Origin of the sequence: Haematospirillum sp. 15-248 (assembly GCF_012102665.1) — a bacterium.
Classification (GTDB): Bacteria; Pseudomonadota; Alphaproteobacteria; order Rhodospirillales; family Rhodospirillaceae; genus Haematospirillum.
On record NZ_JAAVTF010000001.1, the window covers coordinates 428686 to 454312 of the forward strand.

24 protein-coding genes and 2 tRNA genes are annotated in these 25627 nt (G+C 53.9%); 8 read left to right on the forward strand and 18 right to left on the reverse strand.

The annotated features are described in order from the left end of the window. Positions 1-13: 13 nt before the first annotated feature. From HEQ72_RS01965 to HEQ72_RS01975, 3 genes are all read right to left on the reverse strand, one after another. Positions 14-397, reverse strand: coding sequence for a lysozyme inhibitor LprI family protein (locus tag HEQ72_RS01965; protein WP_168018797.1), 384 nt, complete (start codon positions 395-397; stop codon positions 14-16). Between the two features lie 99 nt (positions 398-496). Then, positions 497-3160 carry a glycosyltransferase family 2 protein gene (locus tag HEQ72_RS11680; RefSeq protein ID WP_168018795.1) on the reverse strand — a complete coding sequence of 888 codons (2664 nt, stop codon included), beginning with the start codon at positions 3158-3160 and terminating at the stop codon, positions 497-499. A 113-nt stretch (positions 3161-3273) separates the two neighbouring features. Beyond that, the gene (locus HEQ72_RS01975; protein WP_168022409.1) at positions 3274-3699 is read right to left on the reverse strand and encodes a hypothetical protein; all 426 of its coding nucleotides are present in this window, start codon (positions 3697-3699) and stop codon (positions 3274-3276) included. Positions 3700-4124: 425 nt separating this feature from the next. Between HEQ72_RS01975 and HEQ72_RS01980 the strand changes: the two genes are divergently transcribed. Next, positions 4125-7625: an indolepyruvate ferredoxin oxidoreductase family protein gene (locus tag HEQ72_RS01980; protein ID WP_168022410.1), complete on the forward strand. Its 3501-nt coding sequence runs from the start codon at positions 4125-4127 to the stop codon at positions 7623-7625. Positions 7626-7970: 345 nt separating this feature from the next. Beyond that, positions 7971-9536, forward strand: a complete 1566-nt coding sequence (locus HEQ72_RS01985; protein WP_168022411.1) for a DEAD/DEAH box helicase — start codon at positions 7971-7973, stop codon at positions 9534-9536. Positions 9537-9588: 52 nt separating this feature from the next. Here HEQ72_RS01985 and HEQ72_RS01990 read toward each other — a convergent pair whose 3' ends face one another. Then, the gene (locus HEQ72_RS01990; RefSeq protein WP_168018790.1) at positions 9589-9933 is read right to left on the reverse strand and encodes a hypothetical protein; all 345 of its coding nucleotides are present in this window, start codon (positions 9931-9933) and stop codon (positions 9589-9591) included. A gap of 52 nt (positions 9934-9985) precedes the next feature. Here HEQ72_RS01990 and HEQ72_RS01995 point away from each other — a divergent pair, with 52 nt between their 5' ends. The 3 genes from HEQ72_RS01995 (at position 9986) to HEQ72_RS02005 (ending at position 12660) form a co-directional block, all read left to right on the forward strand. After that, positions 9986-11038, forward strand: a complete 1053-nt coding sequence (locus HEQ72_RS01995) for an RluA family pseudouridine synthase (protein WP_322099160.1) — start codon at positions 9986-9988, stop codon at positions 11036-11038. 331 nt (positions 11039-11369) lie between these two features. Then, positions 11370-12020 (forward strand): ParA family partition ATPase, encoded by a 651-nt coding sequence (parA, locus tag HEQ72_RS02000; RefSeq protein ID WP_168018788.1) that lies wholly within the window; start codon positions 11370-11372, stop codon positions 12018-12020. A 19-nt stretch (positions 12021-12039) separates the two neighbouring features. Beyond that, positions 12040-12660: an NUDIX domain-containing protein gene (locus tag HEQ72_RS02005; RefSeq protein ID WP_168018787.1), complete on the forward strand. Its 621-nt coding sequence runs from the start codon at positions 12040-12042 to the stop codon at positions 12658-12660. Positions 12661-12886: 226 nt separating this feature from the next. Here the strand turns inward: HEQ72_RS02005 and HEQ72_RS02010 are convergent, their stop codons facing one another. The 9 genes from HEQ72_RS02010 to HEQ72_RS02050 all read right to left on the reverse strand — a co-directional run bounded on the left by HEQ72_RS02010 (position 12887) and on the right by HEQ72_RS02050 (position 17144). Continuing rightward, positions 12887-13165, reverse strand: a complete 279-nt coding sequence (locus HEQ72_RS02010) for a hypothetical protein (RefSeq protein WP_168018786.1) — start codon at positions 13163-13165, stop codon at positions 12887-12889. A 417-nt stretch (positions 13166-13582) separates the two neighbouring features. Beyond that, positions 13583-13876, reverse strand: coding sequence for a hypothetical protein (locus HEQ72_RS02015; protein ID WP_168018784.1), 294 nt, complete (start codon positions 13874-13876; stop codon positions 13583-13585). Between the two features lie 275 nt (positions 13877-14151). Then, positions 14152-14228, reverse strand: a tRNA-Arg gene (locus tag HEQ72_RS02020). 4 nt (positions 14229-14232) lie between these two features. Continuing rightward, entirely contained in the window at positions 14233-14532 is a 300-nt protein-coding gene (locus HEQ72_RS02025) for an ETC complex I subunit (protein ID WP_209315576.1), read from the reverse strand. A 57-nt stretch (positions 14533-14589) separates the two neighbouring features. Next, positions 14590-14666, reverse strand: a tRNA-Pro gene (locus HEQ72_RS02030). Positions 14667-14878: 212 nt separating this feature from the next. Then, complete coding sequence (locus tag HEQ72_RS02035; RefSeq protein ID WP_168022412.1) at positions 14879-15295, reverse strand: DUF192 domain-containing protein; 417 nt, start codon at positions 15293-15295, stop codon at positions 14879-14881. Between the two features lie 193 nt (positions 15296-15488). Further along, entirely contained in the window at positions 15489-16073 is a 585-nt protein-coding gene (locus tag HEQ72_RS02040) for a Panacea domain-containing protein (RefSeq protein ID WP_168018782.1), read from the reverse strand. A 163-nt stretch (positions 16074-16236) separates the two neighbouring features. After that, positions 16237-16614, reverse strand: a complete 378-nt coding sequence (locus HEQ72_RS02045) for a hypothetical protein (protein ID WP_168022413.1) — start codon at positions 16612-16614, stop codon at positions 16237-16239. A gap of 104 nt (positions 16615-16718) precedes the next feature. Next, complete coding sequence (locus HEQ72_RS02050) at positions 16719-17144, reverse strand: hypothetical protein (RefSeq protein ID WP_168018780.1); 426 nt, start codon at positions 17142-17144, stop codon at positions 16719-16721. Positions 17145-17587: 443 nt separating this feature from the next. Between HEQ72_RS02050 and dusA the strand changes: the two genes are divergently transcribed. Next, the gene (gene dusA / locus HEQ72_RS02055) at positions 17588-18604 is read left to right on the forward strand and encodes a tRNA dihydrouridine(20/20a) synthase DusA (protein WP_168018779.1); all 1017 of its coding nucleotides are present in this window, start codon (positions 17588-17590) and stop codon (positions 18602-18604) included. A gap of 13 nt (positions 18605-18617) precedes the next feature. Here the strand turns inward: dusA and HEQ72_RS02060 are convergent, their stop codons facing one another. The 4 genes from HEQ72_RS02060 to def all read right to left on the reverse strand — a co-directional run bounded on the left by HEQ72_RS02060 (position 18618) and on the right by def (position 21369). Further along, positions 18618-19529, reverse strand: coding sequence for a LysR family transcriptional regulator (locus HEQ72_RS02060; RefSeq protein ID WP_168018778.1), 912 nt, complete (start codon positions 19527-19529; stop codon positions 18618-18620). Positions 19530-19759: 230 nt separating this feature from the next. Next, positions 19760-20059: an SCP2 sterol-binding domain-containing protein gene (locus tag HEQ72_RS02065; RefSeq protein WP_168018777.1), complete on the reverse strand. Its 300-nt coding sequence runs from the start codon at positions 20057-20059 to the stop codon at positions 19760-19762. A 32-nt stretch (positions 20060-20091) separates the two neighbouring features. Next, positions 20092-20811 carry a COQ9 family protein gene (locus tag HEQ72_RS02070; protein ID WP_168018776.1) on the reverse strand — a complete coding sequence of 240 codons (720 nt, stop codon included), beginning with the start codon at positions 20809-20811 and terminating at the stop codon, positions 20092-20094. A gap of 33 nt (positions 20812-20844) precedes the next feature. Then, positions 20845-21369 carry a peptide deformylase gene (def, locus tag HEQ72_RS02075; protein ID WP_168022414.1) on the reverse strand — a complete coding sequence of 175 codons (525 nt, stop codon included), beginning with the start codon at positions 21367-21369 and terminating at the stop codon, positions 20845-20847. Between the two features lie 223 nt (positions 21370-21592). Here def and rpsU point away from each other — a divergent pair, with 223 nt between their 5' ends. Together rpsU and HEQ72_RS02085 are read left to right on the forward strand one after the other, a co-directional pair. Continuing rightward, entirely contained in the window at positions 21593-21796 is a 204-nt protein-coding gene (gene rpsU, locus HEQ72_RS02080) for a 30S ribosomal protein S21 (RefSeq protein WP_066135377.1), read from the forward strand. Between the two features lie 259 nt (positions 21797-22055). Beyond that, positions 22056-22463, forward strand: a complete 408-nt coding sequence (locus HEQ72_RS02085) for a c-type cytochrome (protein WP_168018773.1) — start codon at positions 22056-22058, stop codon at positions 22461-22463. Positions 22464-22526: 63 nt separating this feature from the next. On the opposite strand, the gene HEQ72_RS02090 is transcribed toward HEQ72_RS02085, so the two are convergent. Next, positions 22527-25622: an efflux RND transporter permease subunit gene (locus HEQ72_RS02090; protein ID WP_168022415.1), complete on the reverse strand. Its 3096-nt coding sequence runs from the start codon at positions 25620-25622 to the stop codon at positions 22527-22529. Positions 25623-25627: the final 5 nt, after the last annotated feature.

Here is a 25627-nt window from a genome sequence, read left to right on the forward strand (position 1 = left end):
CAGAGCAAAAAACCTAATTGCCACCGAGAGAAGCATCCAGCTCGTCAATACGGGTTAGAGCCAAGTCATTCAAGCACGTCAGACGCATCAAATCGTCGGCTTTCCCGGTTTCAGGATCCAGCGCATTCCAAGCGCACTCGGCCTCGCGGTATCGATTCCAAGCTGACTGGGCATTCTGCAAGGCCTCGTGAATCGAGGCCGGCACGGTACGCATAACGCGCCGCATCATCCCATCCAAGGCAGACTCCGTCCGCTTGAGCTCATCCTTGGCGCACGAAACAAGTTCTGCCTCCAACTCTGTCGTCTCACAGTTAACAGCCGACTTCGCAGCTGCACATGGCACCGCAACAGCCAAGCAGACAAGAAGACATGCAACCGACCAAGCTGGGAAAGTCATCCCTGATCCACCTGCCACATAACGGGTTCCTGCCATGATAGCGACATCAAGCTCACACGCTCAAGTAGATTGCACAATGATTACACAGAAAAACACCGGTTACACCGCCATTTCATCTCGCTCATCGGCCATGGCAATCACAGGAGGTTCTTGGGCACCTACCACAGGCGGAATTTGGTTACCCACACTCTTCTTTTCAATCCACCGCATAATAACAGCCGACAAGAACGGAATGGCCTGAACAGCAACGGTTGCTGCAAAAACATCCTGCTCCATAATATCAAGCGGATTCATGATAAAAAGAACAGATGCCGCAACAAGCAGAGAGCACCCAAGAATGCTTTCACCAAAAACCGGACTGTCACGAAAGCGGGACTGGCTCTGCACAGATCCCTGAGCGCTGTTCCGCCCCTTTTCCGTACGAATAAAGGGCAAGTTGTCCTTAACGAGACCGGTATATACGGCACGCCCGACAACAAGCTGCAAGCTCATAGCGGCGATAGCGGCTCCAAAAATTTCTGGCACAGCCGCTCTTACACGCTTTCTGTAAAGAAGAAAGCAATGAAGGATATTAATCGCAAAACTGGTCAGGATAGGAATCGTCAAGGACATCATGGGAAGAACCATACCGACAAAAACGATCATCGGAACCCAGACCAAATTCAGCATGGCCACCATGACGCCAAGCGCATCAGAAAGCCAAAAGATCCATCCTGCTATAAACTGCCGCCGCTGTTGCGGGGTCAGTGTCTCGGAATTCGGCATCATATGCCGACGATGCTTCTTGATAATCTGTACAGCACCATACGCCCAGCGATGGCGCTGTTTTTTGAAGGCATCAAAGGTATCAGGCAACATTCCCCAGCCGTATCGCCGATTTGTGTATGCCGCTTCGTACCCGGCTTCAAACAAACGGAGACCCAGCTCGGTATCTTCAACAATGGTGTCTGTGGACCAGCCTCCGACCTCGTCAAAAGCCGTACGCCGCACCATCAACATTGTTCCATGCGCAACAATAGCGTTATCCTCATTACGCTGTACCATGCCGATATCAAAAAAACCGGCATACTCCCAATTCATCATCGACTTGAAGAGACTTTCATGGGCATCCCGGTGATCTTGTGGAGCCTGTACCAAGGCAATTTCAGGGTCCTTGAAACAAGGACAAAGATCTCTGAGCCAATGCGGATGAACAGCATAATCAGCATCAATAACTGCAATAACGGAGGCATCGGGTGCTGTAAAGGAATAGGCCATGGTCATGGCACCGGCCTTGTATCCAATAACACGCGGCAAGTAAATAAACTTGAAAATTTCACGGCCCAGTTGGCGATTCAAACATGCGCAATGATCCGCAACCGGCCTCCAATACTCAGATTCCGTTGTGTTGTTCATGATTACCAGAACCTCAAAATCTGGATAATCAAGGTCGGCACACGTAGTCAGGGTATGCATCAGCAAGGCCGGATTCTCGCGATAAGCCGGCACATGAATAGAAACCTTGGGGCAGAACGCATCATCGCCATGCACCTGACCTGCACGAACGAGCCGTTTTGGCTTTAAACCTAGAAGAACCTCGCTGATCTCGTTAACTTTTGCCAATGTCATGATGGCAAGGGGAATAACCATAAGCACCCCCATAAACCACATGATCCCCGTTCCAAAGTTCATGTAGTTCGTGAAAGGATAGGCCCCGGCCAGAGCAATACCAGCCGCAAATCCATTGGCTGCCAAAGCATAAATAAGAGCGTGCAAAAGGGTTGGCTTCTGGCGACGCAAGCCAAGTATCGTAAGGCATGCGCCAATGATCAAGGCGATCACAGCAACCCGGTCATACCGAACCTCAAAACGCCCCTCCAGAGGAAACTTCAGGTTCCGGGCGGAATCAAAAATGCCCCAATACGCCCCGACTGAACCTTCATTGACTTTCCAAGGCTGATCAAAAGCCTCGATGATGTTGTACTCCACACCGCGCCGATGCGCTTCACGAATAAAGCCACGAATAACTTCGGCCTGCACATGACGCCCCGTATCGGCAGCCTTGAAGTTATAACCTTGGCTGGGCCAACCAAATTCGGCAACGATAATGCGTTTGCCAGGGTAGGCTTGCTTCAAGGCATCCAGCCTCTCATACGCAACCTTGACAGCCTGATCCCAAGGCACTCCTTCCCAGTACGGGAGCAAATGCGCCGCGATAAAGTCAACCTCGCGGACAAGCTGCGGATACTTCAGCCACACATCCCATGTTTCCCCGGTCGAAACAGGAACATTCACGCGTCCCCGTGTCTCCCGAAGATAGGCTATGAGCTCGTCAATTGTAATTTCAGCCCGCAGCAGGGCCTCGTTGCCAATATACAGCGAGCGTACATTCCAGTTGCCCGTGGTGAGCCGTATGGCCCGCTCTATCTCGGCCCGGTCTTCGACCAGATCACCGGACAACCATGCCGCTGTTGTAACGTACATGGCATAATTGCGTGCAATCTCGGGAACATTCTCCAACCCGAGACGAGACGAATACAGGCGTACATTCCGCGTATAATGGGATAGCAGTTCCAGATCCTGATTGATGCGGTCTATGCTGACAGATGTTCCTGCAACAGGATCATCTCCCGGACGAAACGGGCTGAAAGACAGGGAATCGATCGGCATGTCAAATCCCTGCTCACCAACGATATCGGGAGGCACAACGGTAACGTTGGCCCCTTGCCAAACAAGGAAGTGTACGAAAGCTGCAACCAGGACGGCAAAGAAAACACGCACCACAGTCCCTTACCCTGAAAAAGCCCCGAAACCAACACGAAGGTTCCGGGGCACTGAAAGCCGAGCACTACTAAAAGAGCACAGTACAGCGTAGCCGGACCGGGCAAAGATCAAACTTAAAGAGGGCTGTTCCAGCAACGGTCAACCCGGGCGGCCATATCCTCCGCATTCAGGGCTCCCGCAGATGCATCAGAAATCACACAACGGAAAGATGGCCCAATATGACTCTCCTTGCAACCAAACAACCGATAAAAATTCATGAATCGGTTGGCCTGATCCACATCATCCCTGGATAAAAGACTTAAGACCCTTTTGCCAATCCATGCGCACTCTCCAGACACAGCGGGAGACGGTGCTTTTTTTGCCGCACGCTGGGACTGCGCTCCCTTTGCCCCATCCTTGCCAGAAGCTGCAACCTGTACCGACGAAGCAGGCACAGCACCATCCCTTGAATCATCCGCATTACGGGCAAGACCAAGGCCGGGAAAACCAAGGGCACAAACAACAACACACACGGCAAAAGCGCACAGGGATTTTTTCATATTTCTGAATTCCTGAACAAGGCAACACCCACTCACACCAGAGGACCAAACGAACATCCCCGCACCGAAGCAGGCGAGGCTGCATGGTAGTCTAAATCCCCAAAAACTCAATACACTATAAATCTCTGTTCCTAATAGGTTTTCCTGTTTCACAACAGAAGCGACACAAAACTGTCAGAGCACTCCCTGCAAACCGGGAAGCACGTCAGACAATGAATCCCCATACCAAGCAGATCGGAAACCATTATGCCCGGCATATCTCTGATGAGAGAGAAAAACGCATAACCAGATATAAATCAGCCTGAACGAGGAGAGGTTGATTATTCGCCGCAAGATAGAATAGATTTCTGCATACAATTAAAAACTATTCGGCTTTGGACGCGCGGATTTCCAAGCGTTACAGGGACGATAAAACGAGGGATGAAATGACCTACAACCCCGGCCCCGAGGTCTGCGCTGGCGGACTGGATCGTGAATACACACTTGAAGATCGCTATAACCGTACGGAAGGGCGCGTTTGGCTGACAGGAACCCAGGCCCTGGTGCGCCTGGTTCTGATGCAAAAAAGACGGGATCTACAGGCCGGCCTGCAAACCGAGGGCTTTATCTCGGGGTATCGCGGCAGCCCATTGGGAGGATACGACCAGGCACTCTGGCAAGCCCGCAATCTGCTTTTGGCCTCAGGCATCCATTTCCAGCCTGCAGTCAACGAAGAACTAGCAGCCACCGCCATTCTTGGAACGCAGCAGGTTGAAAGCAGTGGTGAAAGCCGGGTCAAGGGCGTCTTTTCCCTGTGGTATGGCAAAGGCCCCGGCCTTGACCGGTCCGGCGATGCCATAAGGATAGGATCAGCATATGGCTCATCCCCAAACGGGGGTGTTCTTCTGGTGGTCGGAGATGACCACGGTGCTGTCAGCTCATCCATGCCTTTCCAGTCCGAACAGGCATTTGCCTCATGGAACGTACCGGTCCTTCACCCGGCCAATATAGCAGACTACCTGGAATTTGGCCTGTACGGGTGGGCCCTCTCCCGCTTCAGCGGGACCTGGGTTGGCTTCAAGGCTATTTCCGAAACTGTGGAAAGCGCCTGCTCCATTGAGCTTAGTCCACACAGTCTGCATATCTGCAATCCAGATGATTTTATCGCGCCTCCCGGAGGACTGCACTACCGCTGGCCCGACATGCCAGGCCCCGGCCTGGAAGAAAGACAGTTTGCCAAAAAAGAAGCGGTTCTGGCCTTTGCACGGGCCAATCCTGCCCTGAACCAGTACCTCGGCAATCAGGACCAAGCCGTGTTTGGCATTATCGCAACCGGCAAGGCATTTACGGATCTGAAAGAATCCCTGATGCGCCTGGGACTGGGAATGGTCGATCTTCAACAGCGCGGCATTCGTATTCTGTACCCGGGCCTGACATGGCCACTGGAGCCAGAATCAATACGGCGCTTTGCTCATGGCTTGCGTGAAATTCTTGTTGTTGAAGAAAAGCATAGCTTTGTCGAAGAACAGGTTAAATCAATCCTGTACGGGAACAGAAATGCCCCCCTGATCACAGGAAAAACGGATGGTGCGGGGCAAAACCTTCTCCCCTCATCGGGTGAGTTAAGGCCATCGCGCATTGCTCCGATCCTTGTCCAACGACTTGGCCCTTACGTTCCCGATCTCCTTGAACAGCTTAACAGCAAACTTGCCGCAATCGTTCCGCCGCCAGGCTCGGGCCAATCACCGTCCGAGATCCGTCGAATTCCATACTTTTGCTCTGGCTGCCCGCACAGCTCCTCGACACTGATCCCAGAAGGCGCAAAAGCCTTTGCCGGAATTGGTTGTCACTTCATGGCCAGCTGGATGGACCGGAACACCGGCGGCCTGACCCAGATGGGAGGAGAAGGTGCGAACTGGGTAGGACAAGCTCCGTTCAGCCTGCGCACTCACGTCTTCCAGAATATTGGCGATGGTACCTTTTTTCACTCCGGCAGCTTGGCCCTCAGACAGGCTGTTGCCGCAGGAACAACCCTGACCTACAAAATTCTGTTCAATGATGCTGTTGCCATGACCGGGGGGCAACCTCACGATGGCAATCTAACCGTTGACCAGATCACGCGACTGGTTCATGCCGAAGGCGTGCGGCGCATTGCGGTTGTCACAGATGATCCGGATAAATATCCACGCACCCTGAACTTTGCACCAGGCGTCACCATCCATCATCGCCGCGATATCAACCAGGTACAGCGGGAACTTGCGACACACCGGGGCGTAAGTGTACTGGTCTATGATCAGATGTGTGCGGCAGAAAAACGACGCAAGCGCAAACGGGGGCTTCTGGCCGACCCACCAAGACGACTGATGATCAACGAAGCCGTCTGCGAAGGGTGTGGCGACTGCGGCATGCAATCCAATTGCCTGTCCCTGCAACCTGTAGAAACACCTGCCGGGCGCAAAAGGCAGATCGACCAATCATCCTGTAACAAGGATTTTCTGTGCGTCGATGGATTCTGCCCCAGCTTTGTCAGTATCCGCAGCGCTGAACTGCGCAAACCCAGGGGCGTGGATGATACACCGGATCTGGCCGCAAGGCTGGCAAACCTGCCGATACCCCACCGCCCCTCTGTCCTTGAGAAACCATGGGAAATTCTGGTCACTGGCGTCGGGGGAACAGGCGTTGTAACCATAGGGGCGTTGCTGTGCATGGCAGCTCATCTTGAAGGCAAGGGAGCCAGCGTTCTGGACTTTATGGGCTTTGCGCAAAAGGGGGGGAGCGTTCTCAGCCATGTGCGCATTGCCTCGATACCCGATGCCCTGAATCAGGCACGTATAGACAGGGAGCAAGCCGATGTCCTGCTGGCCTGTGACATGGTTGTGGCAACCAGTCCGGACTCTCTGGGAACCCTGTGTCCCGGGTACAGCCAGGTTATTTGCAATACCTTGGAAATCCAGACCGGATCTTTCACGCGTGATCCGGATTTCAGCGTACAGGGCGACCGTCTTCTGTCCATACTTGAGGCCTGTGTCGGGGCCGATCACGTGCAGCGGCTCAACGCAGGCCAGTTAGCGACAGCACTGACAGGTGACAGCATCATGGCCAATATTTTCCTGCTTGGCTTTGCCGTCCAGAAGGGCCTTGTCCCCGTCAGCCTGGAAGCCTTGGACCGGGCCATCGCGCTTAATGGCGTTGCGATAGATGCCAACCGCCGCGCCTTGGCGTGGGGTCGCCTGGCGGCGGTTGATCCAGACTATGTCCAGTCCATGGCCAACCGGGGAAGAGAACCTCAACAGGATACAGATGACCTGGATACGGTCATAGCTAACGCAACGCGATACCTGACCGATTGGCAGAACGAACAATGGGCAGAAGAGTATTGTTCTTTTGTGAAGCAGGTCGAAGAGAAGGAAGCACGAATTTCAGGCAAGAGGGATCTGACACTGGCTACGGCCCGCAACCTGGCAAAACTGATGAGCTACAAAGATGAGTATGAGGTTGCCAGGCTCTATACGGACCACACATTCCGTGAACGCATTCGCCAGACATTCGGAGACAGCGCCAGAGTATCCGTTCACTTGGCCCCTCCACTCCTGGCTTGGCTGAAACGTCCGGACAGCAAGCCGCGCAAATACGAATTCGGGCCATGGATTTTTGCTGTTTTTAACATCCTTGCCCGCCTCAAGATGCTGCGCGGGTCCTGGCTTGATCCTTTTGGCTACACCAAGGAACGTAGGACAGAAAGATCCCTGATTTCTGAGTACCGTCATCATATCCGTGAGGTCTGTACCTCTCTGCATCCTGACGCCCTTCACCTTGCCGTAAAAATAGCCTCCGTTCCGGAGCAGATACGGGGTTTTGGGCACATCAAGGAAAAAAGCATTGAAAAAGCACGGGAACAGTGGCGATCCCTGATCTGGAAGATCCGGGAAACAGATCAAGGACGATAAGGCAATAACGAAACACCCCAGGGATGTTCGAAGGCCCTTCCAGATGCCTCCTCGAGATCTGGAAGGGCATTAATGCACGGAAATAATGGCCTGTCCCGTATCAAGGATTGCAAAAACTTTGTTAGCCTGCTACACCTCGGCGGCTTGGCAGTGATTGCCAAGGAATTCTTTGCGATTGTGCGCAGATGTGCATACCGCTTCAAAGCGGCGGCCGTCGATATGCCTTGAATTCCCTCTCCTCCCGCTGGTTGCGTGCCCCAGGGGCGCCTTTTTATGTGGCCATTCCCCCTTCTGCCATGAGCATGCGGACAGGGCGCGGCCTGTTTTGAAAGAATTCCGTCGACCATGACCCCATTTTCTGATCTTGGCCTTGACCCGCGACTGCTGAAAGCGCTGGAAGAAGAAGGCTACTCCATACCAACTCCCATTCAGGGAAAAGCCATTCCTCCTGCCTTGGAAGGACGTGATGTTCTGGGCCTTGCGCAAACGGGAACCGGAAAAACTGCTGCCTTTACCCTGCCTATCCTGCATCGCCTGGCTTGCAACCCTATGCGCCCTGCCCCGCGAACAGCCCGGGCACTGATCTTGACCCCAACACGTGAACTGGCCGTGCAGATCGGGGACTCCCTAGCCGCCTATTCGCGCTTCATGCGCCTGAAACGGGCCGTCGTGTTCGGTGGCGTTGGCATGGGCCCCCAAGTACGCTTCATGGCCAATGGCGTTGATGTTCTTGTTGCAACTCCCGGCCGCCTGCTTGACCACGTCAACCAAGGGACAATTCGCCTGAACGGAACGGAAATTGTTGTGCTGGACGAGGCGGACCGCATGCTTGACATGGGCTTCATCCATGATGTCAAGCGCCTGTTCCGGGGACTGCCGCCCAATCGCCAAACACTGCTGTTCTCGGCTACAATGCCGCGCGCTGTCGAAGAACTGACCACGGATTACCTGCGCGAGAGCGTACGCGTTGAAGTGGCACCACAGTCCACGACAGCGGAAAGAATAGAACAGCGCGTCCTGTTCGTGCATCGCGGCGACAAGCGCGATCTTCTTACAGATCTGCTCAACAGCAACGAAGTCAGCCGGGCTATTGTCTTTACACGGACCAAACACGGTGCCAACCGGGTTGTCGAGCATCTGAGCGAACAGGGCATCAGAGCCGATGCCTTGCACGGGGACAAATCCCAAGGTGCACGCCAGAAAGCGCTGAACGGCTTCCGCAAGGGTATTGTTCGTGCGCTGGTCGCAACCGATATTGCAGCCCGCGGCATCGATGTTGATGGAATAACCCACGTCATCAACTATGAACTGCCGAACGAACCGGAAAGCTATGTACACCGGATCGGACGCACAGCCCGTGCAGGCGCTGGCGGCATTGCCTTGTCCTTCTGTGACAACGAGGAAATTGCCTATCTGCGGTCTATCGAAAAGGCTATCCGGATGCAGGTTCCGATGGAACTGGAGCACGCATTCCACAATACAGACATAGCGAGCCTTTATGCCAGCGGACGCTACGTTGCCCCCCCCAAGCGCGGGGGTGGCGGTGGTCGCCCGGGCGGCGGGCGCCATCAAGGAAAACCGGGTGGTGAACGTACACGCCCCGGACGCGACCGCGATGACCGTAGCGCCTCTTTCTCTGGTCGCACACGGAATGACGGGCAGCATTTCTCGTCACGCCGGAATGATCCTGCGCAAGGAGAAGGTGGAAGGAGGCCCCCGCGCGAAGGACAGCAGGCGCAGGACGGACACCGCGCTGGCAAACCCTTCCGGCAGGGCGAAAGACGCAGCTTCCATGCAGATGACCGCTCTGGCGGCGAACGGCGCGGCCCTGACCGCGAGTTCGGCCAGAAGCGAGGATTTGGCGGGCGCAGCAACATGGAGCGTCGCTTCCAGAACCGCAAACCGGCCTGATCATTGAATACAGGGGAGAAGACCGGCAATCCCGGGCTTCTCCTCCTCCATCTTATTCAGACAGAGTCGAATGCTCTTCACGCAGAACAATTTTTCCCAATCGCCGCCCTGAAGACATGTCTATGACGTGCAGGCGATCAGCTCCGCCGCCACCAACACGGACGAGAAGTACGGACTCTTCAAGAATAGCCTGTACAAGAACCGCATCTGGCCCCTCATCCAGACTGACTGTTCCGAAACCAGGCCCTGAGGTCGCAGGGATTTGCAACAGCTCTCCAGCTTTCTCATCGTGCTGCTCCTGTTTTCCAACCCCGGCAAACAACCCGTAAGCCAGCAGGGCAACACCTAACAGAATGAACAGGCCCATTGCTAGGACCAAGGCTTTCAATGCCCTCATAATACTGCTATCTCCAATCATAATTTATGCAAACCCATTGCAGAGCCCAACCGTGACCCAACCACCACGCCACCCCAATTCCCCCGAACCTTCTTCGTATGAAGATGAAGATACGTGCAGCGAAGATCTTGAATCAGGCCCGACAACACTTCTTGTAGCACTGGAAGACGCGGGAGAACGGCTGGACCGCTGGCTGGCTGCATCGCATCTGGACCTGTCGCGCTCCCGGATTAAGTCACTGATTCTGCAAGGACAGATTCAGGTAAACGGCCAGACCATAACGGACCCATCCCTGCGGGTCAAACATGATCAGTCCGTGACCGTGGCAATACCAGAGACTGCACCTGCCATTCCCGTTCCACAGGATATTCCCCTGGCCATAGCATTTGAGGATGACCATCTGGTTGTAATCAACAAAGCCGCAGGAATGGTCGTGCACCCCGGCGCTGGCGTACCAGACGGTACGCTGGTCAACGCCCTGCTGCACCATTCCGGGGAAAGCCTGTCCGGAATCAGTGGCATACGCCGCCCCGGTATTGTACACCGTCTGGACAAGGATACATCCGGCCTCATCGTTGTCGCAAAACACGACCAAGCCCATCATCATCTGGCCAGGCAGTTCTCTTCACGAACCATCGAGCGTACATACCGCGCCATTGTATGGGGCGTCCCAACACCAGCATCAGGTGACATTACCGGCAATATCGGGCGCAGCGGGCACAACCGGCAGAAGATGACTATTGTCCGGCAGGGGGGGAAACCAGCCCTGACACACTATCGGACTCTGACACGTCTGTGCAATGAACGGGCGGCTCTGGTGGAATGCCGCTTGGCCACAGGGCGAACACACCAAATCAGAGTTCATATGAATGCAGTTGGCCACCCCCTGATAGGCGATCCTGTCTATGGGTCACCGCGCTGTATAGGAAAAGATGACGAGAATGCACGGGCAGCTGTTGCCAACTTTCGTCGACAAGCCCTGCATGCCAGAACCTTGGGCTTCGAACACCCGGTAACCGGGGTCTTCATGCGCTTTGAAGCCATACTTCCAGCGGATATGCAGGCATTACTGGTAGCCTTGGGGAGTGGCGCAAACTTCTTTTGAAGTTGCCCACTGCATTTGGAGTCACGATTCAAAAGAGCCAGACCGGCAGAACACACGTAACAGCATCGCAACAAGGCTGCATTATTCTGTCAAAGAATACACGCAATTATATATTGTATACATAATATATAATACGTTTCATAACAAACAAAGAACGAAATTATTACGCACCCATACGTTTTTCATTCCTTTCCATTCTTGACCTGTCATATCCACAATTATTCTTGTCGTTGTGGTGCATTATCCCCATGCTACAATGACTGCGTGCGCACTCGGTAAACGAACAGCGCCATGCAACGCCGTTTTCCCACGGTGCCACAGGGAGCCCAAGATGACCGGCAAGATAATCACCGTCGCACAACAGAAGGGCGGATCCGGGAAGACCACCCTGACAGCCCAGCTTGCCGTCGCATGGCGGCAGAAAGGGCGCAAAGTTGCACTGGTGGATATTGATCCTCAGGGGAGCCTTTCAGCGTGGCACAGCGCACGTGAAGCATCAAACGCGGCAGGGGACTTTACTCTGCTTGCCGTACCTGGCTGGCGCTTGGGCAGCGAGCTGGAAACGCTGTGCCAGACACACGATATTGTCCTGATAGATAGCCCTCCCCATGCAGAATCCGAGGTCCGTATCGTGATCCGAAACGCATCTCTGGTTATTCTGCCCGTACAACCCAGCCCCATGGATCTGTGGGCTATTGAGCCTACCATTGACATTGCAGCCCGCGAGAAAACCCCGGTTCTTCTGGTCCTGAATCGCGTCCCACCAAAAGGCCAGCTGTCCGACAAAATAGCAGACATCCTGAACCGCCTTCCAGTCGTTGTATCGAAGAACCGCTTGGGCAACCGCGTTGCCTTTGCCTCGTCAATGATGGAAGGCAAGGGCGTGATGGAAACAGCCCGACGCAGCCTTGCCGCCCGTGAAATATCGGCTCTGGCCCGGGAAATTTTGTCCCACCTCTCCGCTTCATCCAAAAAAGTATAGCTGAAATAATGGAGTACCAATGTCAGAGTCGTATCCGTCCAAGGTTGAAATACTGGAGAAAGAGCCTCTTCTACGCGCATACAGCAAGGTCAACCGCTACCACTTGCGTCACGAGTTGTTTTCCGGAAAGACAGGGCCTGTTCTGGTCCGCGATGTCATTGAACACAAACATGCTGTCGCTGTTCTTCTCTACGATCCACAGGCTGACGCTGTTGTACTGATCGAGCAATTCCGGGCTCCTCCCCATATTGCCGGCATCAGAAACCCTTGGCTTCTGGAAGTTGTCGCCGGCGTCATTGAGGAAGGGGAGACGCTGGAAAACGTATGCCTGCGTGAATGTGCAGAAGAAACGGGCCTTGAGCCAAAAGGACTCTTTCATATCCAGACATGGTTCACAACGCCGGGTATTTGCACGGAAACCGTCAGCCTTTGGTGCGGTGCTGTGGATTCAACGGAGGCGGGAGGCATACACGGCTTGGCCAATGAAGGCGAAGATATACGGGTCGTTGTGCACCCTGTTGCATCAATACAGAATATGCTGCGCGATAGCACAATCAGCAACGGCACCACACTCATCGCCTTACAGTGGCTGCTGCTGAATCACCAAGCTACGCGCGACAAACTGGCAAGAGCGCAATAGACATAGCCTCGTTATGAGCACACACCCGGAAAAACAGGTCGATGGAAGAAAACGCACCAAGGCTTGTTACGACATGCAGCAGCGGGGTAACGGCATATGCGATCACCATGGCCGCATACTTGCCCGGAAACAAAGACTCTGCCCTATACGACGGATCATGGACAGAACGGGGCAACAACGCGGATAATGCCCTTCCCGTCCACACAGGACCGTTTCCCCTGACAAATCAGCATACAACCTGACGAGGAAGCGGGCTTTCCCGACGCAAGCCAAAAGCACCCGTTGCAACGCACGACCCATCCGGAAAGCGCCACAGCGTGGCATCGTGCGGATCCTGCTCATCATCCACGGAAGCCACCATACCGCCGAAACCAACGGCTATCTCCTCAGCCAAGGCCGCAACGGAGTCTGGCTCCACCAAGCTGCGCCAAGCATTTCCAAAGCGATTCTCCATGGTCAAGGAAAACAGGTTCCACGCATGACTTGCTGTTGGAGTAGCAGACATACAAACCCTCCCTCATAAACAGGCGCTTGGATCACCATAAATCTACACGTAACGCAACGGTACACCCGGCAACATCTCTATCATGCAGCGCACAATTACGATACAGAGCATTTATAACCGTTCCCTTCCAGACAGATGGAGCCTTCACTCCATAATCCGACAGCTGCGATATTGGCATTATTTTGTGCGGTGCACAACAAGAAATAACAGGGCAACGGCGATCAGGGCCTAAAAATGGCTATATCAGGGCATTGCCCCACGATTTTTCTGATTAAAAGGCTTTCCAAGCGATCAGGAATAGGCAGCAGACTACATGCCGAGGAACAAAAAAGGGCCCCCAAGAGGCCCATCCGGATGCCAAACTGTACATCACTCCCCTCGGCCGCCCATTACGGGCGGCCGCGCCCTGTAACTGTATTATTTCCCTGCATTACGCAGCTCGGCAAAAACCGGGCTGGCTTCCATCACCTCATCAACCAACTTCATCGTCTGGAGGTGATTCTGGTAGGAATCCCGCAGACGATCCTGTGCCTTGCGGAATTGCTCCACAACATCACGGAGCACACTTTCAGCTTCTCCCAGACGGCTTTTAACGTGCGAGGCATCAGCGTGCATACGCTCTACTTGGCTGATAATGCCCACATTGGCCTCCTCAATGCTGCGACAAGCCTTCAAAATACGGAACGAGTCATGTGTGACGATCTTGGCCATGGCCTTAACCCCTCGAAAAGAGCAGAAAAGTTCTCCCCCATGGCTTGGCAGCGGGTGGCCGTTCCTCTTCAGCTGGCCCTCTGCTTCCCTCACATTGCACGTCCCCTCTACAGCGCACCAGACAGGCAAAAGGCCCGCAGAACATAAGGACTATGCGTATTCAGCCCGGCCCTGGTACGAAGGAACCGGCGAACATGATCCAAGATTGATTTGCTAACGATGAATATAAAAAAAAATAGACACCCTCCATGCCTTGGAGCGGTGTCTATCTGTCTTGGCGCGCCCTGGAGGATTCGAACCTCCGACCGGCCGCTTAGAAGGCGGCTGCTCTATCCAGCTGAGCTAAGGACGCCCGGTCAGCCAACCTTGCCAAATGCAAAGTTATCCGCATAGGACTTTGGCTTTATATTGCGTTCTCTTGGCTCATCCACCCGCACAACAAAGCCATTCCTGCGGGCATAGGCGATAGCGGAGTCGCGATCATCAAAGCGCAGGCGAACCTGCTTTCGTGTATCGGACGATCCACTCCACCCCATAAGAGCATCGTGAACAACGGGAGCCTCTGACTCAAACTCCAGAATCCAGCCCCGGCTGTTACCGTAACCGGATTGCATTGCATTTTTTGCTGGTCTGTAGATTCGGGCGTTTATCGGCATAACAACCTCACAAACACTGAAACCGTGAACCAAGATCCCGCACCATACGGGCCTTGTTGGTCGGGGCGAGAGGATTCGAACCCCCGGCATCTTGCTCCCAAAGCAAGCACTCTACCAGACTGAGCTACGCCCCGACCTGCCAAGGCAGGCCGGGAAACTAAGGCGAATCGTCCAACAGTGCAAGAACTATCTCCATGCTTTGGGCCGACAACTGACGGAAAGAAAAGAAAACCACCCGACAGGCCCCAAAAGGCAACGTTCCGGCCTAGTCTTTCGTCATCCCGTTGCACCAGTCTGCAAAACCAAAGGGTACACCTGTTCTTGAAACAAACAGCGAAAACAGTCCCTAATTTTCCCGTACAGACGCTTCCGGGTGTACGGGAGCAAGCTTGAAGAGATCATGCGAAAGCTTGTCGCCAACACGGATACCCAACCGCGAACACGTGCCCCCGGCAAGCTCAAGAACGGCAAAAACGGGCACCGAAGGGCCACGGGGAACAAGGGAGCCTGGCTCGGCCATATCCTCAATCCAGAGGATATGGCCTCCCCGATCAGTAAAAACCATATCCAGGGGAACAAGTGTATTCTTCATCCACATACGAACAACACGCCCCGGCGAGAAATCAAACAGCATCCCCCGTGAAGGGGCAAGTTCACGACGAAACATCAAACCGATAGCTTGGCGTGCTGGCGTATCGGCAACCTGCACATCGAACCGGTGCCTCTGGTTCCCGCTTGAAACATACAAGGGAACATAGGGCATCTCTGGATCTCCCCCTGACTGAACACCATCTCCTGAAACACCTGTGGCATGGCATATATCTGCAATCAACATGCTGATAAAACAGAACAAGATCAGCCCATAACGGCGCAAAACCATCCGCCTCGCGGCGCCCCATGATCCAGATCGGAAATACAAACTCGACAACCAAGACCTCCTACTGAAGCAACGGCAATCATTGCCCTTGGTCGAGACGCTTCTTGGGGACCCAAGAGGTTACACTCACTGGCTTTCCTTTATGGGAACGCAGAACCTTGGGACGCACAACCTGATCCAGGGCGGGCGCCCCCCCCCTTTCGTCATGACCGGCTGGTGATGCGCTACGCCCATAATAAGCCACCATGGACTCAAGTGAAATCTCACACCTCTTGCCTATGGCAACAGCATCCTGGAAAGGTGGCTGGGCCATGATCATCCGGGCCAGATAATCGGCACCATGGGACCCGAAACGCCGCCATATGCTGCTCAGGAAGTGCTGAATATCATCCGGCAATGGGTGCGGAGCCAAGGAAGGACGCCCTCCCTCAAAAATACGCCAGCTTGTTGGCTCAACAGGCCCCAGAACCGTTGCCAGGAAAAGGCAGGGGATCAGCCTCTGCCCGCGGGAGAGCACGCCGTAATAGGCTTGGGACAGGTACAGAAGACGCTGCATCTTCTGGGGTTGGAGATACTCCCCGTCCTCCAGGGCTCGATCCAGGAACCAGAAGGCAACATCAAAAACACTGTCACATGCGGGGGGTTTCTGAGACAAGGATGACATAAGACCCCGTTTAACCACTCAGTATCAACAACGCAGGAGGATCCGGAAGTGCCGCACACGGGCACGGCTCCATGAGCATCGCGCCCGCAAAACAACGGACCCGTACCTGTGCTGCAGCAAGAACAATCCCTCTAACGAAAGAGGGTAGCTGATAAGGCAAATGTCACGCAACCGTATCAAGAAGGGTGCGGTCCTGCTCCCCCTCGGAATCCAGCAACGATGCACTTGCCTTATAGGCCGTTTCGGCAGTCTTCAGAGAAAGAATGCTGGAGGTCAGGTCAACATTGGGCGCCGCCTGCGCAACCCCGCCAGCACCCGGAGTCGCAACAAAAGCCGGTGTCACCGGACGCACACCAGCAACAACACCAGATCTAGGCTGACTGGTAAAAACAGCTTCCTGGGCAACATAACCATCGTAGCTTTTCCCGGGCTCTGGCATCGCCGCGCCACTGCGGATATTAACAATATTGGTCGCTTCAACTGCGGCTTTTATGCTGGCCGCTTTCATCCCCGATGCCGCAATACTGCTGATGTCCGACATAGACCAACCCCCAAAAGACAACGCCAAGCCAGTACGCTGGCGCACCACATCATATGCATGACCATGAACATTGCGGTATGGGGAAAAGGGACCAGCCTTCAGTCCTAGAAAAGACGGCTGTAATTGGCTCCAACATGCTGCTGAACGCCACCGGATGACAGGACCTTCACGACTGTGTCGTAGAAAAAAGCCCCATCTTTGGTCGAAACCTTCTGCACCTGCGTATCGTTACGGGAACGCCAGGAAACAAGAAAACCCGATACCGCAGACGTCGTCAGAACACCACCAAAATGAACACCGGACCAGCGCCCAGACCCATCAGACTCCTGCTGTGCAGGCTGGCGACCCTGCAGATCATCCCACGTATCAGCAAAATGAAGAGACTCATCCTCTGGACCGACACCCCGGCCTTGCTGCAGACTGGCAACTTGGCTGAAGCTTTGCGCCGAAGAAACAGGGTAGCCGCCGGCAAGCCTCGACGAAGACGAGACCGGGAGAGCTTGTTGCCCTTGTCCAACTTTGGCGACCATACCAGAGAGATCCTTACGTTCTGCACAAAATGCCCCCGCCCCACCGGGAGGAAGCAAATAAAAATCCCATAGACACACGCGGAAGAAGCAGCCGAGGCACAGGGGAATCGGCACGCCCTGTACACGCTATGTTCTGAGTTCATTCTACATCAAACAAATAATCTGTCAAATTCTCTTGCTGGCACAAGGCTACACCACCTTAATACCATTATTCACGACTGATCGTCAGAATGGGGCATAGAGAACAGAGGCAAAGAATGACCAAAGGTAGATCACGGCGAAAAGGGCCGCCAATCCGATAAAGTCTGCCGCGTAGTGCTGAAATCGCATCTTTCACACCATGTTCACTTTTTGTTCTTATAAATCTGCATATAACAGACCTACCCGTCAAGCTCTGGTGAGCATGGTTGTCGTAACGTCATTTTTCTGCTTTAAACTGGAATATGAGCACACAGCATACATGGCCTGATCTCAGGCTGTCTGTCGCACCGATGATGGACTGGACGGATCGTCACGACCGGGTCTTTTTGCGCGGGATTACGAAGTACACCCGTCTGTACACGGAAATGGTCGTGACAGGAGCCATTTTGCATGGAGACAAACACAGGTTCCTGGACTTTGATCCGCAAGAACACCCCGTGGCCCTTCAGCTTGGCGGCTCTGACCCCGCTGATCTGGCTCGGTGTACAAAAATTGCCGATCAATGGGGGTATGACGAAATCAACCTGAATGTCGGCTGCCCCTCGGATCGGGTTTCATCCGGGCGCTTCGGGGCTTGCCTGATGGCAACCCCGCTTCTGGTCAGGGATTGCCTGAATGCCATGCAAGAAGAAACAGACAAGCCCGTTACGGTCAAGCACCGCATAGGGATTGACCGGACCGACAGCTATGACGAACTGTGCCGCTTCATTGAAACGGTTGCCAGCGGAACATGCCGTACGTTTATCATTCATGCCAGAAAAGCGTGGCTGAATGGTCTTTCGCCGAAACAGAACCGGGAAATCCCTCCGCTGCGGTATGACGTCGTACATCGTATCAAGAAAGAGTTCCCTGAACTCCAGATCGTCTTGAACGGTGGGCTGGGATCCATTGACGAATGCCGCCCCCATCTGGGCGTTGTGGATGGCTGTATGATAGGCCGTGCCGCTTATCAAACGCCGTGGATCCTGTCAGAGGCAGATTCGCTTCTTACCGGCGACACCGCCTTGCAAAGACCTGATCGTATACAGGTGTTGGAGCAGTTCACCCCTCATATCAAAAAACACTTGGCGCGCGGCGTTCCGCTCCACCACATGACCCGGCACGTTCTGGGGCTCTTTCATGGCATGCACGGCGCGCGCACATGGCGCCGCTATCTGAGCGAAAATGCATCAAGCCGTGAGGCAGGGCTGGATGTCTGGGAACGTTCCATAGAGATTATACGCACATCAACTGAAGATGCCGTATCGGAAGCCATCTGACACACTGAATCTTTCAGTGAACAAGACGTGGATTTGCCGACCGAAAGGTGCTCGCTTCTGCCAGTAGCCAGTTCCGGAATGCCATAACCCCTGGTGCCGACGCCGTATCCGGGTTTGAAAGCAAGCACCACGGGCGACCACTACTGACAGAGACATCGAACGGACGCACCAGCGTACCTGTTCGTAGCTCGGAGGCTACAAAGGCACCCCTGGCCAAAGCCACGCCAAGGCCATGCAGGGCAGCATCCATTACAAGCGCCCCATGGTCCATATACTGCTCCCTTGCTCCGCAAAAACCATGCATCCCAACGGCGCGCAACCAAGAACTCCAACCCGCCGCATCAAGCTCACGGGCAGAGCTGTCGTGCAGGATCGTCTGCATCGACAGATTGGCCGGGGCCTTCAAAGACATACGCAGAACCGGAGCACAGACGGGAAAAAGTTGATCCTCAAACAAACGGCCAACACCTTGGCCATCCGGATCTGCCAAGAATACAGCAAGATCAGCATGAGCACTCTCACTGGGTTCCCCCTTCATATCTGGCTGAACCTGAACAGGTATGTCCGGATGACAGGAGAAAAACCCCTCCAGCCGTGGCGCAAGCCACTTGGCGGCGAACGGTGACGCAACAGAAACGGTCACAGGGCTGTCAGGTCGGGGGCGCGCATCATTGACAGCCATCGTAAGGCGATCAAATGCATCGGTCAGCCCCGGCAAAAGCCGGCGTCCAACCGGGGTCAACTCGACAGCCCTGTGATGACGCTGGAACAGCGATGCTCCGAAATGATCCTCAAGGCTACGGATCTGATGACTAACGGCTGCGGGCGTAACAGCAAGCTCCTCGGCGGCACCGACAAAGCTGGAATGACGAGCAGCCGCTTCAAAGGCCCGCAACGCATTCAACGATGGCAGGTCCCGCTTCACCGCGCCCCCCCCGAGATAGATTTTCTATCTCTTCCAGCAGACAGACTGCCAATGCCAGCCTGATAATTCACGGTTTTTTCCTGTCCAGCCCCAAGACCAACGGTAGCAAAAATAACAGGAACCCGGCAAATCGGGAACACAGACAACCGCCACAATTCCACAGGGACAACTAAAGCCCCTGATATTCCAGAGCTTCTTGACACAGGCCACATGCAACAGGCGCAGGATTTTTACTTCAGAAGAGAGGTCAGCTTCATGGCCAGCCCCTTGGATCCCTCTACTTTGATCTTGCCCATGGCAAACGCAACCATAGGATCCATATTCCCATCCATCAGCTTCAACAAGTTATCTGATGAAATCCGTATGGATGTATCAGCTGGACCATCCTCCCGGCTGACAACGGCAGGCGAAGATGTCGCGTCAATACGCAAAACCCCTTCATCCTTCAACTCGAATTTGACAACAGCACCCAGCGTACCAATTGTCCCAAGCAGGGAACCAACACGCTCTTCAACATCATCAATGGACATGCCCGTCCCCCATACAATAAAGAGCCCGCCCGCTACATACGGCGCGAACCACGCCTTGCGGCTTGATATCCAAATGACGACAAGAGGCCAGGAAGATCAGGCATCATCGCCGCACAACGCTTCTGCAAAGATGTCCTCGCCTTTATGGCTTTTCCCATCCCATCAAGGTTACGGTGCAAGAAGTCCCACGTTTTTTCGCATCCGTCACTTGGGTCATCAAGCCAGTACAGAAGCGTAGCCGTATAAATACCCGATATGGAAGCACGCTTGGTATACCAGTTGAAATCATGGGAGGAATCGCCTGCAGCACGCCAGACAGCATCGGCCGTACGAGCTGTTGCCGCCACTGCACGCGGCATATTGGAGGGCAAGGCATAAAGCAGCAACCCCCTGCGCACAGCCTCCCGAAAACTGCTCCATCGTTCAAGACGCATGCGGATAGCACGATGAAGCTTGTCCTGCACCCGGGACTTGTCCTCACATACCCCCTGCATGTCCTCAATCATCAAACGGTCCGCCAAGGACGCAAAATGATCAACGGCATCAATAACGCCCCGCGGAAATAAATACCCCGGCGCATCAGGAGGCAAACCGCAATCGCGCGCCGCCCGCTCCAAGGCAAGATCACTCCACCCATCAAACGGAACATGGGCCAAGGCTGCAAGGACAAGCCTGTCCTGCCGGGAGCGCCTCTCACCCCCGGCACTTTCTTCCTGCGGGTTTGCCCCGGCTTTACCAGCATGCCCTGCCATCACAACCCCTCGATCAAGACCATTAATGCGCTATTATTCATCAGGAGCAGACACTTTCCTGAGCTCTTCCACAAAGCCAAAGGTCGCCATGTTTTTCATTCTCATGGGATAAAGAATCCCATCCAGATGGTCAATTTCGTGCTGAACAACCCTGGCATGAAAACCTTCCACCAACTCATCCAGCCTGTTGCCGGAAAGGTCAAATCCCCTGTACCGGACGCTCTTCCAACGAGGCACTGTCCCAGCAAGTCCGGGAAGAGACAGGCAAGCCTCCACACCCTCTACACATTCGCTGCCGACCGGCTCAAGCTCGGGATTGATCAACACGGTCAATGGAACACCTGCGCTACCCGAACGCTTTTCCGGGACATGAAATATAATGATTCTCAGAGGAATATGAACCTGGGGAGCAGCCAGCCCCACGCCGCCGGCATCCTCCATGGTCTCAATCATGGACTCAACAATCCGAGCGACCTCTTCGCTCTTTGGGTCTTCAACGGCACGCGCCGGCGTCTGCAAGACAGGGTGACCCATGCGGGCTATTTTCAGTATTGGCATGCCCTACTCTTTGAACTTCCCTGCCTTTTCACCGACAGACACACCATATCATGATGCGCAGTGGGGTACTGCAGAATTCTGCCCTATTATTTTGTTTTCCCGCGCACAATAGCATGCTAGAACACCGTGTAGGAACACCTTGTCACAAGCAAGTGTTCCTGTTTCTTTTTCCCTGTCCTACAGGGTAAAACACATGATTTCCTGCGGAAGGAGGTGACGTCAAGTGCAGGTTCTGGTTCGTGACAACAACGTCGATCAGGCTCTCAAGGCTCTGAAGAAAAAGATGCAGCGCGAAGGAGTTTTCCGTGAAATGAAGCTCCGGCGCAGTTTTGAGAAGCGTTCCGAGAGGAAGGCCCGCGAAAAGGCTGAGGCCATCCGCCGTACGCGGAAGCTGGAGCGCAAGCGCCTCGAGCGCGACGGCTTCTAAGCCCAAGGTCGATCCGTTTGTCCCAAACGGCCTCCTTGAGTACCCGAAACCCCGCTTGAACAGTGTTCCGGCGGGGTTTTCCGTGCCTGCAAAGCAAGACGCAAACCCTCGCGCCCCTACATATGGAATAAACAAGGTGGGGTAGATTTATAAACGCCTTGCAGCTACAATGCGGTCGTCCTGCACAAATGGTTTGCACGCGGAGAGAGTGTTGTCCATCTGTACCGCGGGATACATCAGGGGTGCCAAGGAGAGCGCAATGATATTCCGAGTATCCGTAACCAGTCTTGTAGCTGGTCTTCTTTTTGTGTCCGGGTCGGTCATGGCCCAAGATCTTGCCGCTGGCGAGAAAATCGCCAAGAGTCGCTGTGCAGCCTGCCATAACTTTGATAAGGGCGGTGCACACAAGGTTGGCCCTAACCTGTTTGGCATAACAACCCGGGGGCCTGCAAAAGCTGCAGGCTATGCCTATTCAACAGGTCTGACTGATGCCGCAACAAAAGGCTTTGCGTGGGACAAGACCGAGCTCGATACCTATCTCACGGATCCTTCCAAATTTCTGGAACAAAAAACCGGGGATGCCAAGGTTCGCTCCAAGATGACCTTCAAGCTGCCCAAAGCCGATGAGCGGGCTGCTGTGATCATGTATCTGGAAAGCCTCAAGTAGGACTATCTCGTAACACGCCCCAAGCCCCCCACCATCGGGGGGCTTTTTGTTGCCACAAACAGATTACAAATCATTTTCGGGGACAGCTGGTTCAAGTCCCGCCGAGCGATCTCTCTCGGAAGCGTACTTATGCTTCTCGCGGTGATCATCTCCCAGAAAGCTATAGACGACAGGAAGAACAAAAAGCGTAAAGAGAGTCCCGATCAAGAGACCGGAAACAATCACAACACCAATAGAATGGCGGCTTCCTGCACCGGCACCGGAAGCAAGTGTCAAAGGGAAAGCACCCGCAACCATGGCCGCCGTGGTCATCAAAATAGGGCGCAACCGTAAAGATGCAGCATGCGCAACAGCTTCCCTACGGTCTTTCCCTCCATAGATCTGCTCTTCACGGGCAACCTCACAAATGAGAATGCCATGCTTCGTGATAAGCCCGATCAATGTAATCAGGCCAACCTGGGTGTAAATATTCAGTGAAACCAGTCCAATAGCCAAAGGCGCCATGGCCCCGACCATGGCCAGCGGAACCGTCACCATGATAACCAAAGGATCCCTGAAGCTTTCGTACTGGGCGGCAAGAACAAGGTAAATAATGACAAGTGCAAACGCGAACGTTAGCATAAGGGCGCTACCCTCAGTCACAAACTGGCGTGTCGGGCCAGCATAATCAAAGGTATAGCCGGAAGGCAACAGGCGCTGGGCCGTATCGCGAAGAAAACTGACGATATCACCCATAGCCGCACCGGGCATGGGTACAGCTTGGAAAGTGGCAGAGTTCAACTGATTAAACTGCCTGAGTACGTTGGGCTCCGTCACAATTTCTGTACGCACAAGGCTGGATAACGGGATCAACTGGCCAGATGCACCACGCACATACACTGTTCCAATAGCGGCGGGATCAAGACGGAACTGTCGCTCTGACTTAGGAATGACTTTATAGGCCTTGCCCTCTATATCAATGCGGTTGACATAATTGCCACCATAAACACCACCCAAGGCCATACCGATATCCTGCATGGATACACCATAAAGCCCTGCCCGATCACGATCCACCGTTACCTTGACTTCGGGTCTGTCATACTGAAGGTCAAACTTCTGGAAGATAAAATAACCACTTTTACGTGCTGCATCGCCGAACTCCTGCAACACACCCATCAGGGCATTATAGTCTGCCGTTGTTGATATGACAAACTGCACCGGCATTCCTCCAAAACCAGGCAAAGGTGGCAAGGAAAACGCAGATCCTCTCAAACCAACAACCTGCTTCAGATTCCGGCCAACCTCCTCAACAACCTGCTTCTCGGAACGCTGACGCTCACCCCAAGGTTTGAGTATAACGCCGGCAAAACCATCAGACACAGCCTCTGCGCCAACAATGAAGAAATAGGTATCTTTCTCTCGAACAGAATCAAAAATCTCACCAACCTGTTCAGCATAGACATCCATATACTCCGGATTGGCATCCGTAGGACCTGTCAGCTCAACCAAGGCAATACCCTGATCCTCAGGCGGGGCAAGCTCGGAACTTGCCAGCTTGAACAAAAAGGGAAGGCTGAGAAGAACAACCGTCGCCACAATCAAGACATAACGCCAATGACGGATAGACTCCGAAAGCAAGTGCTCATAACGCGCTGAAAGACGGGAAAACCAAGCATCAACCACCTGCGCAATCCGGCTGCCATCATGGGCCTTCAGCAAATGAGCGCACATCATTGGCGACAGTGTCAGCGCAATAACACCAGACACCAAGACAGACCCTGCCAATGTCAACGCGAACTCCTTGAACAGGGCACCCGTCAATCCCCCCAGAAATGCCATTGGCGCGTAAACAGCTGCCAATGTAATCGTCATGGAAATAACGGGCACCGCAATCTCACGAGCACCGACAATGGCAGCATGAAAAGGTGATTTGCCCTCCTCTATGTGCCGATGCACGTTCTCCACCACAACAATGGCGTCATCCACAACCAACCCAATAGCCAGAACAAATGCCAGAAGCGTCATCAGATTGATGGAAAAATCCATTGCCAGCATCAGCGTACAGACGCCGATCAGAGACAGGGGAATGGTCACAATCGGTATGACAACCGAACGCGGAGATCCCATAAACACAAAGATAACGCAGATAACAATGATCACAGCCTCAACAAGGGTCTTCAGAACCTCTCGTATGGACTCCTGTATAAAAATTGTTGAATCGTAATTCACATCAAGGTGAATGGAGGCTGGAAGATTCTCCCGTATACGCGGCAAAGCCGCACGGACATCCCGAACGACTGTCAAAGGATTGGCATCTGGCGTAGCATCAATTGATACAAACAGCGCCTTCTGGCCATTGGACAGAACAGTCACGTCTGACTGTTCTGGACCAATCGTGACCTTGGCGAGGTCTGCCAAACGTACAACACCACTATCTGTCGTTTTGATAACCAGGTTTTCGACAGCATTCACATCGCTGACGCTGGTTTCGGCGCGGATGGTCATGGAATCAGTATATCCACGCAGGGAACCGGCTGCGACTTGCAGGTTATTGCGCTTCAGAACATCGTAAACTTGCTCGGCCGTCAGTTGGTTCAGCGCCATCAACTGAGGATTCAACCAAATCCGAACCGATATCTTCTGGGCACCCAGCAAGGTAACCGATGCAACGCCTGGAATAATAGACAACTGCGGCCTGACAACCCGGCTGACATAATCGGTAATCTGGGCACGATTCAGTACAGTGCTGGAAAACGCCATATACAGGCTGGACACACCGGAGCCAGCCTTCTTCTTGACAACTGGCTCCTCTGCTTCGGAAGGAAGCTCGGAACGTGCGGCCGAGACTTGGGCCATGGCTTCGGTCATTGCTGCATTCGGGTCATGGTTCAGGCGGATATACGCTGTTACAAGGCTGGAACCAGCAGAACTGCTGGACGTGATGTAATCAACCCCATCAACACGAGCCAAGGCAGCCTGAATAGGATCACCGATGAAACCTTGCATCAGGCGGGCATCAGCACCCGGGTATACAGTCGTGACCTCGATGACCGTATTGGACAGCTCCGGATACTGCCTCACCTGCATACTGTCCAAGGAACGAATGCCAAGAAGAAGAATAATGAAGCTGACCACGATTGATAAAACAGGCCTGCGAAGAAAAATATCGGTGAACCGCATGGTGG

Excerpts from the sequence above, each read along its gene's own strand:
- HEQ72_RS01965 (WP_168018797.1), bottom strand. The coding sequence starts at position 397 with ATGACTTTCCCAGCTTGGTCGGTTGCATGTCTTCTTGTCTGCTTGGCT.
- HEQ72_RS01975 (WP_168022409.1), bottom strand. The coding sequence starts at position 3,699 with ATGAAAAAATCCCTGTGCGCTTTTGCCGTGTGTGTTGTTGTTTGTGCC.
- HEQ72_RS01980 (WP_168022410.1), top strand. The coding sequence starts at position 4,125 with ATGACCTACAACCCCGGCCCCGAGGTCTGCGCTGGCGGACTGGATCGT.
- HEQ72_RS01985 (WP_168022411.1), top strand. The coding sequence starts at position 7,971 with ATGACCCCATTTTCTGATCTTGGCCTTGACCCGCGACTGCTGAAAGCG.
- HEQ72_RS01990 (WP_168018790.1), bottom strand. The coding sequence starts at position 9,933 with ATGAGGGCATTGAAAGCCTTGGTCCTAGCAATGGGCCTGTTCATTCTG.
- parA (WP_168018788.1), top strand. The coding sequence starts at position 11,370 with ATGACCGGCAAGATAATCACCGTCGCACAACAGAAGGGCGGATCCGGG.
- HEQ72_RS02005 (WP_168018787.1), top strand. The coding sequence starts at position 12,040 with ATGTCAGAGTCGTATCCGTCCAAGGTTGAAATACTGGAGAAAGAGCCT.
- HEQ72_RS02010 (WP_168018786.1), bottom strand. The coding sequence starts at position 13,165 with ATGTCTGCTACTCCAACAGCAAGTCATGCGTGGAACCTGTTTTCCTTG.
- HEQ72_RS02015 (WP_168018784.1), bottom strand. The coding sequence starts at position 13,876 with ATGGCCAAGATCGTCACACATGACTCGTTCCGTATTTTGAAGGCTTGT.
- HEQ72_RS02025 (WP_209315576.1), bottom strand. The coding sequence starts at position 14,532 with ATGCCGATAAACGCCCGAATCTACAGACCAGCAAAAAATGCAATGCAA.
- HEQ72_RS02035 (WP_168022412.1), bottom strand. The coding sequence starts at position 15,295 with ATGCCCTATGTTCCCTTGTATGTTTCAAGCGGGAACCAGAGGCACCGG.
- HEQ72_RS02040 (WP_168018782.1), bottom strand. The coding sequence starts at position 16,073 with ATGTCATCCTTGTCTCAGAAACCCCCCGCATGTGACAGTGTTTTTGAT.
- HEQ72_RS02045 (WP_168022413.1), bottom strand. The coding sequence starts at position 16,614 with ATGTCGGACATCAGCAGTATTGCGGCATCGGGGATGAAAGCGGCCAGC.
- HEQ72_RS02050 (WP_168018780.1), bottom strand. The coding sequence starts at position 17,144 with ATGGTCGCCAAAGTTGGACAAGGGCAACAAGCTCTCCCGGTCTCGTCT.
- dusA (WP_168018779.1), top strand. The coding sequence starts at position 17,588 with ATGAGCACACAGCATACATGGCCTGATCTCAGGCTGTCTGTCGCACCG.
- HEQ72_RS02065 (WP_168018777.1), bottom strand. The coding sequence starts at position 20,059 with ATGTCCATTGATGATGTTGAAGAGCGTGTTGGTTCCCTGCTTGGGACA.
- HEQ72_RS02070 (WP_168018776.1), bottom strand. The coding sequence starts at position 20,811 with ATGGCAGGGCATGCTGGTAAAGCCGGGGCAAACCCGCAGGAAGAAAGT.
- def (WP_168022414.1), bottom strand. The coding sequence starts at position 21,369 with ATGCCAATACTGAAAATAGCCCGCATGGGTCACCCTGTCTTGCAGACG.
- HEQ72_RS02085 (WP_168018773.1), top strand. The coding sequence starts at position 22,056 with ATGATATTCCGAGTATCCGTAACCAGTCTTGTAGCTGGTCTTCTTTTT.
- HEQ72_RS02090 (WP_168022415.1), bottom strand. The coding sequence starts at position 25,622 with ATGCGGTTCACCGATATTTTTCTTCGCAGGCCTGTTTTATCAATCGTG.